This window comes from uncultured Parasphingorhabdus sp., assembly GCF_963975735.1.
GTDB lineage: Bacteria > Pseudomonadota > Alphaproteobacteria > Sphingomonadales > Sphingomonadaceae > Parasphingorhabdus.
In genome coordinates this window covers 604,709-617,380 of the sequence record NZ_CAXBIA010000001.1, presented here as the reverse complement: position 1 = coordinate 617,380, position 12,672 = coordinate 604,709, and the positions used below count along the sequence as shown (strand labels likewise).

At 58.3% G+C, this 12,672-nt stretch carries 11 protein-coding genes; 4 read left to right on the top strand and 7 right to left on the bottom strand.

Going from position 1 to position 12,672, the window contains the following annotated elements; genetic code table 11:
• Positions 1-18 precede the first annotated feature (18 nt).
• The gene (locus AACZ86_RS03020) at positions 19-552 is read left to right on the top strand and encodes a nuclear transport factor 2 family protein (protein WP_339689225.1); all 534 of its coding nucleotides are present in this window, start codon (positions 19-21) and stop codon (positions 550-552) included.
• A 123-nt stretch (positions 553-675) separates the two neighbouring features.
• Here the strand turns inward: AACZ86_RS03020 and AACZ86_RS03015 are convergent, their stop codons facing one another.
• The 5 genes from AACZ86_RS03015 to AACZ86_RS02995 all read right to left on the bottom strand — a co-directional run bounded on the left by AACZ86_RS03015 (position 676) and on the right by AACZ86_RS02995 (position 9,279).
• Positions 676-2,877 carry a M3 family metallopeptidase gene (locus AACZ86_RS03015; protein ID WP_339689224.1) on the bottom strand — a complete coding sequence of 734 codons (2,202 nt, stop codon included), beginning with the start codon at positions 2,875-2,877 and terminating at the stop codon, positions 676-678.
• Positions 2,878-3,047: 170 nt separating this feature from the next.
• Positions 3,048-3,896, bottom strand: coding sequence for a phosphodiesterase (locus tag AACZ86_RS03010; RefSeq protein WP_339689222.1), 849 nt, complete (start codon positions 3,894-3,896; stop codon positions 3,048-3,050).
• 27 nt (positions 3,897-3,923) lie between these two features.
• Positions 3,924-5,729 (bottom strand): cytochrome c3 family protein, encoded by a 1,806-nt coding sequence (locus AACZ86_RS03005; protein WP_339689221.1) that lies wholly within the window; start codon positions 5,727-5,729, stop codon positions 3,924-3,926.
• A 15-nt stretch (positions 5,730-5,744) separates the two neighbouring features.
• The gene (locus tag AACZ86_RS03000) at positions 5,745-6,626 is read right to left on the bottom strand and encodes a hypothetical protein (protein ID WP_339689219.1); all 882 of its coding nucleotides are present in this window, start codon (positions 6,624-6,626) and stop codon (positions 5,745-5,747) included.
• Between the two features lie 157 nt (positions 6,627-6,783).
• A complete protein-coding gene (locus AACZ86_RS02995; protein ID WP_339689218.1) occupies positions 6,784-9,279 on the bottom strand; it encodes a cyclic nucleotide-binding domain-containing protein in 2,496 nt (831 codons plus the stop codon).
• Positions 9,280-9,475: 196 nt separating this feature from the next.
• Between AACZ86_RS02995 and AACZ86_RS02990 the strand changes: the two genes are divergently transcribed.
• Positions 9,476-10,432, top strand: coding sequence for a tetratricopeptide repeat protein (locus AACZ86_RS02990; RefSeq protein ID WP_339689217.1), 957 nt, complete (start codon positions 9,476-9,478; stop codon positions 10,430-10,432).
• Between the two features lie 100 nt (positions 10,433-10,532).
• Here AACZ86_RS02990 and AACZ86_RS02985 read toward each other — a convergent pair whose 3' ends face one another.
• Positions 10,533-10,700: a hypothetical protein gene (locus AACZ86_RS02985; protein WP_339689216.1), complete on the bottom strand. Its 168-nt coding sequence runs from the start codon at positions 10,698-10,700 to the stop codon at positions 10,533-10,535.
• Positions 10,701-11,013: 313 nt separating this feature from the next.
• Here AACZ86_RS02985 and AACZ86_RS02980 point away from each other — a divergent pair, with 313 nt between their 5' ends.
• A complete protein-coding gene (locus tag AACZ86_RS02980) occupies positions 11,014-11,352 on the top strand; it encodes a hypothetical protein (protein ID WP_339689215.1) in 339 nt (112 codons plus the stop codon).
• A gap of 128 nt (positions 11,353-11,480) precedes the next feature.
• Here AACZ86_RS02980 and AACZ86_RS02975 read toward each other — a convergent pair whose 3' ends face one another.
• Positions 11,481-11,933 (bottom strand): helix-turn-helix domain-containing protein, encoded by a 453-nt coding sequence (locus AACZ86_RS02975; protein WP_339689213.1) that lies wholly within the window; start codon positions 11,931-11,933, stop codon positions 11,481-11,483.
• A 68-nt stretch (positions 11,934-12,001) separates the two neighbouring features.
• Between AACZ86_RS02975 and AACZ86_RS02970 the strand changes: the two genes are divergently transcribed.
• A complete protein-coding gene (locus AACZ86_RS02970; protein WP_339689212.1) occupies positions 12,002-12,652 on the top strand; it encodes a cation transporter in 651 nt (216 codons plus the stop codon).
• Positions 12,653-12,672: the final 20 nt, after the last annotated feature.

The window sequence follows — 12,672 nt, the reverse complement described above, 5'->3', positions numbered from 1 at the left end:
GATAGCAGGAGTGATAATATGTCGGATGAAACAGGGGCACAGGAACCAGGCCGCGTACCGAGCACAGCGGAACTGGCCGACCGTGCCGCTATTGCGGAAATTATCGCCCTGCATTGCCGCGGCGTTGACCGGGCGGACGAGGAGACGCTGAAAAGCTGCTACTGGCCCGACGCAACAACCGCTTATGGTCCGGAATCGGTTCCGGCCCACGGCTTCTGCGCGGAGCTTGTTCCGGCGATCAAGACATTCCGGCACACCCACCATATGGTCACCAATATCCTATGCGCTTTTGAAGGCGCGCAGGCGCGGGTGGAGAGCTATCTGGTCGCCTTTCACTATCTGGCCGGGCCGGATGGCGAAGACAGCGAGATGACCTATCTCGGTCGCTATCTCGACCGGTTCGAGAAGCGCGGCGACATCTGGAAAATCATACATCGTGAACCGGTCATGAGCTGGAGCCAGAATGCGGCCACCACCCATGACGCCGACCACCCCGCCCTGTCCGCGCTGCGCAAGGCCGCACGCTTCCCGGACGATGTGGTCTATAAATAGCCGGTTCCTGCGGGGACGGTATAGGACACCCGACCCCACGCAAAAAAGGGGAGCGCAGTTGCACTCCCCTCTTCAAACTTCATCCGGACAACAGCGGCCTATCTCGCCGCGTCGCCCTCAGCCTCACTCACCCGGTACAGGGAAACCACGCTTCTTGAGGATATATTTGACCTCCGGATCGCGGCCGCGGAATTTGCGATAGGCTTCCTTGCGGTCGGTTTCATTGCCGGTCGCCAGCAGGATCGAGCGGAAGCGTTCGGCCGTGGTCTTGTCCCAAGGGCTGCCTGCTTCTTCGAAAGCGGCCCAGGTGTCTGCGTCCATCGTTTCCGACCAGAGATAGCTGTAATAGCCGGCCGAATAGGCGTCTGACGAGAAGAGATGGTTGAACTGCGGCAGACGGTGCCGCATCACAATTTCCTTCGGCATGCCGATTTCGGTCAAAGTCTCGCGCTCGAAGGCGTCGGGATCGGTGACCGGTTCTGCGCGGTTGTGCAGCTTCATGTCGACAATTGCCGAGGACAGATATTCGACGGTCGCAAATCCCTCGTTGAAGGTTTTTGACGCCTGTATCTTGTCGACCAGCGCTTCCGGGATCGGCTCACCGGTCTTGTAATGGGTGGCGTAGGTCGAGAGGATATAAGGCGTCATCAGCCAGTTCTCGTTTACCTGGCTCGGATATTCGACAAAGTCGCGCGGCGTATTGGCAAGACCCGGATAGGTGATGTCATAGTTGAGATAATGCAGCGCGTGGCCGAATTCGTGGAACAGGGTCGACGCGTCGTCGAGGCTGATCAGGGTCGGCTCGCCCTCGCCGCCCTTGACGAAATTGTTGTTGTTCGACGAAATCGTATATTTATTCTGGCCACCCAGCTTGTAGGCATCCTTGTAGGTGGTCATCCACGCGCCGGAACGCTTGCCGTTGCGGGCATAATTGTCGAAAAACTGGACGCCGATGACCTTGTCGCCGCGTTTGACTTCAAAGGTGCGGACCTCGGGATCGAATACCGGAATACTGCCGGTGGTTTCGGTGAAGGTCATGCCGTAAAGCTTGCCAGCCGCGTCGAACAGCGCGTCCATCATCTTGTCGAGCTGGAAATAGGGTTTGATCTCGGCGGAATCGAGGTCATATTTCGCCTTGCGGACCTTCTCCGCATAATAGCGGTAATCCCACGGCGCGATGGTGATACCGGCGCCTTCGGCATCGGCTATTTCCTGCATGTCGGCGACTTCTTCACCGACGCGGGCAACGGCCGCTGGCCAGACTTTCATCATCAGGTCCATCGCCGCTTCCGGTTCCTTCGCCATCGTGTCGGCCATGCGGTAATGGGCGTGGGTCTTGAAACCGAGCAGCTTGGCGCGGTCGGCGCGCAGCTTCAGGATCTTGGCGATGGTCGCGTTGGTGTCATTCTTGTCACCATTGTCGCCGCGGTTGATATAGGCGGTATAGACTTTTTCCCGCAGATCGCGACGGGTGCTGTTTTCCAGAAACGGCTGCATCACCGAACGGGTGTTTTTCAGCGCCCAGCCGGTCTTGCCCTGTTCCTCTGCCGCTTCCGCGAGCGAAGCGACGAAACTGTCCGGCAGGCCGGCCAGATCGGCTTCGTCGGTCAGGAAGATGAAGCTTTCCTCATCGGCCAGCACCTTGTTGGAAAATTCGTTGAACGCCTTTGACAATTCGGTGTTGTAGGCAATCAGCTGCTCCTTGTCGGCACCGCTTAGCAGAGCGCCATCGCGGACAAGCTGTTCATAATTGCGCTCGACCAGACGGGTCTGCTGCGCGTCCAGTCCGGCGGATGCGCGATTGTCATAAACCGCCTTGGTCTTGGCCAGCAATTTCGGGTCGAGGGTCAACTGGTCGAAGAAAGCGGAGACTTTCGGCAGCCATTCGCCCTGGATTTCGCGGACCTGATCGTTGGAAAGGTTGCTGCTGTGCACGCCCCAGATCGCGAACAGGTCATTGGCTTCATTGCCGACCAGTTCCATCGGTACGGTGAAATTTTCAAAGGTCGCAGGAGCCGGATTGTCGCGGATCGCGTTCACTTCGGCCTGGATCTTGTCCATGGTCGCCTGAAAAGCGGCAGGGAAATCGGAGACTTTCACTTCATCCCACGGCGGTACGCCATCATAGGGACCGGTCCATTTCTGGAGGATGCTGTTTTCGCTGGCCGCTGCGGTAGTCGCCTGCATCGCGCTCATCTTGTTCAATTCTGCTGTTGTCATTTTTTTTCCATGATCGTCGGCCAGAGCGGGTGCCGCGGTCGCGCCGAATAGCGCGGCGCTGGACACGCCCAGAAAGAATTTGCGGGTGGATATCGTGAATCGCATGTATTTTTCTCCAAATATGGGACCGCTATCGCGGATCTCTCAAAAGCACCTGATGTGTATTTGGGGATGGTCTAGCCAATGCGAAGCGGAAACGCAAAAAAGGTTGCGCTCGAAATCATTTTTTAGACGAACGACTATTAGCCATCGATGAACCGCATCGAGAAAATGCGTTATGAGGGCCTTTCGGCCAGCAGCGCGCGGACCAGAGGTTGCAGATTCTCGTCGTAGCGGGCCAGCAGGACATGCTCTTCTGCCGTCTCGAAATGGCTGACCAGCTGGCGGCCGTTCCACCAGTGCAGCGCAATGGCCGGCGCATCGGCGACGATCATGTTGCGGCCGTCGGGATTTTCCGGGTCAATCGGATCCAGATCCAATGCCACCTGTGGTGCGGTCGAAGCGCAAATCGCCAGACTGATATCCTGCCACCAGGTTGAAATATTGCGATGCAAATGTCCGGTGATCATGCCCTTGACGTTGTCATGGCCGGCAACCGTATCGGCCAGACGCGCGACCCATGGCTCGTCCGGATGGGTGTCCATCCAGTCGATACCGCTTTCTATCGGCGGATGATGGAGGATCAGGATGGTCGGCTTTTCGCTATTTTCCGCAAGCCTGTCAGCCAACCATTTCGCGCGGACCTCGCAGAACGCGCCCCCGTGCCGGCCTTCCTCGAGCGTATCGAGAAACAGCAGCCGGAGTTCCGGCGTGTCGACCTCATATTGGACAAAGCCGTCGACGGTCGCGACCTCGGGGAATTGCTTGCGGAACGGCGCCCGCAGATCGTGATTGCCGAGACACATGTGGACCGGGAAAGGCACGGCGGCCAACGCGGTTTCGAGCCGCCGGTAGCTTTCCTGATCGCCGCGGTCCACCAGATCGCCGGTGGCCAGCAACAGGTCCGGCTGCGGGCTCATATCGCAAATGGTCTTGATCGCCTGATCGAGCCGCTTGCGGTTGAATTCCGCCGGATTATCAGGGTCGAAACCGAGATGAATATCCGTGATCTGCGCCATCAACATGGACGCCCTCCCCTTTTTTCCTCTGCCCTATTTCCGGGCAATCTGTTTCTCCGGCTTGGTTTGCTTGTCTTTCTGTTGTTCCTTGATCAGCCAGGGCGCGCCATCATCGGCGTGATAGTCGTGGCACATCGCGCAGGTCGAAGGCACGTCGGACGCTTTCTGGAATTCGCCGCCATGACATTCGCGGCAGGTCTTGATGCCCGGCAGCAGCAGATCACTCGCTTGCTTGGACGTCGGCGCATTGTGACAGCTCTCGCACGTCTCCTCGATATGGGCATCATGGCTGAACCAGCCATTGTGCATATAGCGATCGGTTTGTGTCACCGGCTTGATGCCGTAATCGACCCGGCCGCGAGCGGTTGGTGGCGTAACGCCATGACAGTCGAAACAGGCCCCGCCGCGCGAGAAGACCTGACTGATCGCCAGATTGGCACGGCTCGGACGGAACTGGACGGCGCGGGCATAGTCGCTGGCAACACGGATATCGTTGCTGGCCCCGGGGCGGCGGCGCGTCATCCCGCCAAGATTGATCGGACGGGTCGGACGGGTGGAACGATAATAAGCCTGAAGGTCGGCCTGCACCATCGCCGGTTCGCCGTGGCGCAAGGTCCGCACCGTGCCGCCGATCTCTTCAAAAGCGAGACTGTGGCACATGCTGCAGTCTTCCTTCATGTCGACGGGCTCAAAGCGCACGCCCTTTGGATCGGGCGTGTGGCAGTCCTTGCAGACCAGCGAAGAGCCGAAACCAAAGTCTTTCGACAGTCGCCGCCCCATTTGCGCGACTCCGCCGGTCTTTGACAGATGCACATCATGCGGAAATTTGAGACCATTATTGTCGGTCGGCTTGCTGTCGAGCGAGACTCGCTTGCGCAGCGGATTCTTGCCACCCGGAGTCACCAGTACGGCGGGCCGGAACTGTGGATGTTCAATGCCGAAATCCGACGCATTTTCCAGTTTTGTGTCGGTCAAACGTTCATCCATCCCGCTGTGGCAATCCGCGCAGAATTTTTGCGCAGTCGGTTCCATAGCACCGCTGCCCTCATGCTCGCTGTGACATTCGACACACCTGCCCGGCGGTTTGTTAAATGCGGACGCAAAGGCTGCTCCGATTTTTCCGAAACCCTCCGGTTCACCGCGTGCGGTCAGCAGACGGGGTTTGGCGGCATGATCGTGCGCATCTTCCTGGTGACAGGTGAGGCAGGTCTGGTCCTTGACCGTGACAAAGGCATCGACATGGCACGCCTGACAGTCCTTCTCGAGCGCATGATGGGCGCTGCTCAGCGCGCCGGACGACCACATGCTGTCGGCGTGGAACTGGTCGGGCCGTTCCTCGACCCCGCGCCACGTAGACCAGGTATAGATCGGCCAGATCAGGAATGCGGCCAGCACCAGCGCGACAAAACCCCAGGCGGTGAGCCGTTTGCTCGGCAGCAGGTCCTTGAGCGTATAGAGAGTCTTCTCGTCGCGCGTTTCGGCAGAATCAGACAAGGCCTCGACCCGCTTGACGGTCAGGACGATATCGTCACCCTCCTGGCTGACGACAATGACATGGCCGCCAAAGCCGAGCTCGGCACCGGCGGACGGATCGATGGTGACCGAAATCCTGTGTTTGCCGTCGAGCGTGAAATTCTGGCCGGAAGTGCTTTCGACGATGATCTGCCCGTCGTCGCGCTTGCTGATGATGGCATGGTCCGGATTGACCGCAAGGTCTGGCAAATGGATCGCGTTGGTTGTGCTGCGGCCAATGCCAATCTCGTCTGCCGGGAAGGGATTGGACCGGATAATTTCCCGGCCATCTGCGGTGGTCGCGATCTGGCGAACAATGAAGGTCATATCTGGATCTCCATCCTACCAGTAAAAAAAGACGCTGATGATATGCGCGGTGAGCGAAGCGATCAGCGCGAAGGTCATCGGAACATGGACAAACAGCCAGACCTGCAGCATCGCCTTGAGCTTCAGATGGCGACGGACGCGGGCAAGAGTGGCTTCCTTTTTCTCGAGCAGCGCATCGACCTTGTCGAGCGGATCATCGCTGCCCATTTTCGGCTGATAGGCCCGCTCGCGGCGCAGATCAGCCTGTGCCTGCCGGGTTGCGCAATCGGGATATTTTCCGGATATCCGCCGGAAGAAGCCGCCGCCAAACGGGTCCTGTTCGAGCGACTGCAGCACCAGAGCGGCATGTTCGCCGGAAAGAGGCTGTGCCGCCTCGTGCAGCTGCCGGTCGAGCGAGCGGAGATTCTCGAGCATCTCCGTCTCGGTCATCTCGTTGCGATTGTCGGACAGCGCTTTCGGGATGGTGACGTAAAAATAAATGCCGACGATCCCGGAAATGATGACGATCATCATGAACACATAGGCGGCGGTGTGGATATTCCAGCCGAGCTGGAACCCGGTGTGCAGCGTGCCGATCACGATCAGGCTGAGACCAAGATAGATATGCGCCGATGTCCAGGCTTTCAGCGACCATTGGCCCGGCGTCATCGCCCGCTTGCGCACCCCGAGCATGGTCAGCCAGAGGATCAGCAGTGCGCCAATCGTGCCGAGCGTATAGCCATACCAGCTGCCGCCATTATGGCGCGGCGATACATCAATGAACAAATAGCTGACGATGCAGATCAACATGATCGCCGACGAAATTTTCAGCCAGCGGAAACCTGCATGCCTTAGGAAGCCGTCGTGCATCACGACTTTCTTGCGGCCGGACGGGGCGGGGATGGCGTTGCTGGCCATTAGACAATCCCTCCCGGCGCGGCGGGTTCAGCTTCTATTGTTACCGTTCGTGCTGAGCTTGTCGAAGCATGGTGTCTTGCCAGCTGTCCTTCGACAGGCTCAGGACGAACGGTACAAACAGACGCAGAACGAACGGTATGATCAGAAAGTGGCATGATCATACATCCTCCGCTTCAAGTTTGGAGACGGTAAGAAATTCTTCCGGAGCCACGCGGATAGCCGCACCGGTCGGACAGGCGCGGACGCAGGCAGGCCCGCCCTTGATCCCGGCGCACATGTCGCATTTGATCGCCTTTTTGGGTTTTTCGACCGAAGGATCGCTATGGTCGGAAACCCAATTCTTGTCGGGCTCTCCGGGGCCGGGGCCAAATCCAAACAGCAGCCAGTTCAATATGCCCGGCTTCTTCGGCGGCACCTTGTCCATGCGGATCACGCCATAAGGGCAATAGCGCTGGCAATTGCCGCAACCGATGCAGGTGTCATCAATAAATACCTCGCCATCGGGACCGCGGTGGATGGCGTCGGGCGGACAATCGGACATGCAATGCGGATGTTCGCAATGGCGGCAGCTGGTCGGGACGTGGAGATGCGCATAAGTGCGCCCGGCCTCGCGGTCGAGGCGTGACAGGCCTTCATGGCTGTCGGCACAGGCTTTCTCGCAATTGTCACAGCCGACGCACAGATTTTCATCAATCAGCAACACGTCGGTGGCTTCGCCGATACCGTTGTCCACCAGGAAATTGGCAATGCCCGAATACATGTCGACGACGCCCGAGAAACTGTCCTTTTTCGCCTCGACAAAGGCGTTGATGTCCTGACGCGCAGCCATTTCCTTCTTCGCCTTGCGCAGAAGGTCGGGATGGGCGTCGAGCACTTTCTTGAACGCATCGCCGTTGATCTTGATCACTTCGGACTTGATCGCGGCCTTGACCGTCGCGGTGCGATAGCCACCGGCGATCAGCGTCATTTCACCAACATAGGAACCGGCCGGCAGATAAGACAGGAACACCGGCTTGCCGCCAATCTGTTTCTCCACCACCATCGATCCGACGCGAATGACATAAATATCATTGCCGTCGCCGCCTTCCTCGATAATCGCCTCGCCGGCCCGGACATTGATAATCTCGCTGGATTCGACGACCTCGGCAATATCTTCCTTGGTCAGGCCCGATCCGAACATCTGCAGCAACTGCCGCTCGGTCGATATCTGGGTGATCCGGCGCTTGGCGGCCGGGACGGAAGCCTGCAATTTGAGTGCTGCCGTGCGCGAAATTTCGACCAATATGACATCTTCGGCCGCTCGAATCGTCGCGCCGCGACGGCGTCCGGAAATCAGGCCGACTTCGCCGAAGATCGAACCCTGTTCGATCGGCACGGTGATCGAGGGATCGTCCGGATTGATTTCCACCGCCACCGAACCTTCGGCAATGGCAAACAGCGAGCTTCCCGGATCGCTTTTCTCGAAAATCACCTCGCCCCGGCGATAGCTTTGCGGCTCGCTGTCGAGCATGAATTCACGCATCTGCAAAGGTGACAGATCGTTAAGAATGGTCACGTTGGAGCGGAAAAATTCCAGCCATTCGTCGACCGAGCGTCGTTTTGGCAGGCTGGCAAATTTCGCTTCGAGGATCGGTTCGTCGGCGGGTTTAAGATCGCTGTTGCCGTTGATGAACTCGATAACATCATAGCCCTGGTTCATACAGTGCTTGATCAGCGGATAGCCGGCAAGCGCACCGATGACATATATGCCCTTCTTGGTACTTTCGAAGGCCGGCGACAATTTGGGATAGGCCTCGCGATCCTCGCTGGTAAATTCGATCCCGCATTCTTCGACGAACTTGCGCGGTGGCGCGCTGCCCATCCGCGCGATGATCCGGTCGCATTTGATCACTTCCTGACCGTCGCGGGTTTCCAGAACCAGCTCGCCATCCCTGACCTCGGCCGGCGTGGTTTCGTTGCGGATTATCACCTTGCCCTGTTCGCCCGCTTCCATCAGCAGCTTCACATTGGCTTTCTTGGCCCGGGCAAATTCCGCCGAGCGGTTGAGAATGGTCACGACATTATTCTGCGCCGCATCGGCAGCCAGACCCAGCGCGTTCTCGATACCCGCGTCGCCCGACCCGATCACCGTGATATGCTCGTCATAATATTCGCCGGGATCGTCGAGCTGATATTGTACCAGCTTGTTGTCGCCGCCGGGGCAGCGCATCAGGTTGGGATTGCCCTGGGTCCCGATCGCCATGACGATGGTCTCGGCCTGCACCACATCGCCGCTTTTCAGGGTGATGGTGAAATTGCCTTCGTCACCTTCGATCTTCACCGGCTCGGCTTTATACATGACATTCACGCCATGACCGGCGGTCTGCTCGTCCCATTTTCCCAGAATGGCTTCGCGCTTGCCCGCGTCAAAATCCATATCGGAGCGCAACACCAGCTGGCTGGGCGTCGCCATGACATGCTTGCCCTTCTGATATTTGTAGATGGTATCGGACAGATGGTCGGTTTTCTCGAGCAGCACATGTTTCAGCTTCAGCTGCGCAGCGCGCCCAGCGGCGCTCATGCCGGCCGGTCCGGACCCGATTATGACTACTCGAAACTTGTCCGACACGCGCTTGCTTCCCCCCAATTGATTCCCGAACAGACGCACCCTCATACGTCATGTCGTCCCGGTCCAGTTCACTGTCCGGTTGTAGCGCGACCCAAAAGATTGAACTTTGGCAGTATCTTACCAAAAAGCCTCTTCATTGCCAGTGCAAAATATCACAGTCATCTCCGCGCTTGTCAGGCAGCAGATGGCTCCGTATCTCTGCGCGACAATATCACGACATAAAACAGCTTGAGGATTGACCATGGCGAAACCAGCTTTTTCGATGAATATCAGCCGCATCGCCCTGATAATAGCAGCTTTGCTGGCAGTGGGTGCGGTCGCGGTGCAGGTCTATCGCAGCATGTCCGACGACTCTGCCGCAAGCTCGTCTGTCGCCGCTACGGAAACAGAAACGGCGCCGAGCGTCGACGAGGTCATCGCCGGCCTGGAAAAGAAACTGCAGGAAAACCCCGACGATGCGGAAAGCTGGCGGATGCTGGGTTGGAGCTATTTTGAAACGCAAAAATTTGCGGAATCGGCGACCGCGATGAAACGCGCAACCACGCTTGATCCCGACAATTCGGAATATTGGTCGATGCTGGGCGAAGCCCTGGTCATGACCAGCGATGGCCAGCAGGTCCCGACTGACGCCGCCGAAGCTTTCCGCAATGCCTTGAAACATGACGCGAAGGACCCGCGCGCCCGCTATTTTCTCGCGGTGCAGAAAGACATTGCCGGTGACCACAAGGGCGCGATTGATGACTGGTTTGCGCTGCTCGCCGACACGCCGGCCGACGCGCCTTACGCCGCCGATATCCGCCGCGTGATCGGACAAGTGGCCGAGAATGAAGGCATTGATGTCGCCGCGCGCCTCGCCAAGGCCTCACCGGCTGCACCCACCGGCGGCATCTCCACCGACGGCCCCGCAGTCGCCACCGCAGCGATCCCCGGGCCCAGCCGCGAGCAAATGCAGGAGGCGGCTGCCCTGCCCCCCGGCCAACAGGAAGCGATGATCGCCAATATGGTCGACGGGCTCGACAAGCGTCTGCAAGCCAATCCCAAGGATGCCAACGGCTGGATCATGCTGATCCGCAGCCGCATGCAGCTGGGCCAGACGGTGCAGGCGAAACAGGCACTGGACCGGGGACTGAAGGCGTTCAAGAATGACGGAACGGAAGCGAAGAGGATCAGGGAAGCAGCAGCGGCACTGGGGGTTTAGGGACGGGATAGCCGGTGATCGGGATATATCGGATATAGGCACAGAGGCAGGCGTTCAACCGGTACGTGGTGAACAGCGCCTTTGGCCAGACCGGTCCGGCCTAGGTCGCCTTCTCGGTTGCGTCGCAAGAATTCGAATGCTGCAGGGTTTCCAGGGCCTCGGCTATCTTCAACGCCGCAATCGCCTCGCCTGACTCGTCGAGCTGATTGAGCATCCGGCCTAGCGCATCAACGATTTCGGATATCTCGTCTGCCTGGTCGACCCGCATAAGCTCTACTCTCTAAAATATTGTAGTTCTGGAAAATTCGCTTTATATTCCGACGGATAAAGCTGACCTGAACGTTTGTTGAATTCGCGAACCGTTACGCCAACACCAAAAAGGCGGCAAGCTCTGACCAGATCGAGGATACAATATTTTACCCGACACGCCTTTCGGTTGCCGGAGCTATGCTATATTGATCGAAGTGAATGACGCGATTGTGGCGTTAACTGTCCATCCTCAAACAATGGGGTATATTTTACGAGGCTGCAGGCATGAAATCGATCGTGGTATCTTTACAAATAGCAGCCGGTGAAATCTCTTGACTGACCTTCCCGAAAAACAGTTGAACCGGTTCATCCGGAATGTGGCCCGCACAAGGTGGCAGATATCGAAGCATTTTTTCGATAATCTGCACATTCCGGCCGCGCCCTGCCTTGATATTCTATTCGCATTGCAGGCCACTGATGGCGCCCAGCTGGACGTCGAAAGCCTGTCCGGATATATATTCTGCAGTTCCACGATCACGGTCAGATATCTGAACTTGATGGCCGGCAAGGGGTTGGTTGAAGTGGACGACGGTGACGTAACGCTCACACCTGAAGGTGACAGGGAATTATCAAACATCCTGTCGCAATTTTACGACGATTTTAACGACTAGATTTTGTGAACAAGCCACGAGATTGAATATCCTCGCGCGTTAAACGTTGCGCGATCTTGTCGCTGTCCCCGTGCCGTTGCACCGGACGGTTGGCGCAAAGGTCGACCACGGGCGAAGACATTTTCTCTCTATTCGGCTCCCATTTCCTGCCAGCCCTGGACGCCGCTCGCTTGATCCCCGCTTTGCGGTAAGCTCCTCGACGCCAGCGAAGAAATGATCCGGCAGTCGCCAACCGTGCCATCGCCGGAACATTGCAGCATCAGCGACAATTCGTCGCGCAGCGCGGTGAGATCGGCAATTTTCTGTTCGACCGCGAGAAGATGCGCCGACGCCACTTCATCGATCGCACCGCAGGGCTCTGCACTGTCATCGGCCAGTGTCAGCAGTTCGCGGACAGACTTGAGCGTGAAGCCCAGGTCGCGCGACCGCCGTATGAACATCAGCCGTTCGAGATGGGATAGCTCATAGTCGCGATAATTGGCCTGCGTTCTGGCTGGCTGTGGCAGCAGTCCAGCCCCTTCATAATAGCGGATGGTTTCGACCTTCGTCCCCGTCGCCTTTGCCAGTTCCCCTATTTTCATCGCTTGACCCTATAGTTACTACAGGGTGCATAGCTAGGAACGAATCACAAATTGTCTAGGGAAATTTGATGGCCGGAAATTGTTGTGAAAGCGGAACAGACGATCAGGCGTCCCTGAACGACCCGCGCTGGCGGCTGGCTCTGTGGATAGCGCTGGCGGTCAATGCGGGCATGTTCATCTTCGAATTTGCCGCAGGGGCAGCGGCGGACTCGCGTGCGCTGCAAGCCGATGCGCTCGATTTCTTCGGCGACAGCGCCAATTATGCGATCAGCCTGGCGGTCGCCGGCATGGCCCTGACCTGGCGTGCCCGCACGGCTATGCTGAAAGGGCTGACGATGCTCGGCTTCGGTCTCTGGGTGCTGGTGACGGCAATCCTCGCCTTCATCAACGGCACCGCGCCGCATGCCGAAATGATGGGCATCGTCGGCGCAATGGCGCTGGTCGCCAATGTCGGCGTCGCCTTGCTACTCTATCGCTTTCGCACCGGGGACGCGAATATGCGCTCGGTCTGGATATGTTCGCGCAACGACGCGATCGGCAATGTCGCGGTAATGATCGCGGCATTCGGCGTGTTCCAGACCGGAAGCGCCTATCCCGATCTGGCGGTCGCCGGCCTATTGGCGGCGCTGGCGATCAGCGGCGGCTGGCAGGTAGTCTGGCAAGCCCGCGGCGAGATGCGGTCGGTGAGCGCGGAGGCGAAAAGAGCGCGGGAACGGTGACGAGGGTGGCGGCAAGCCGC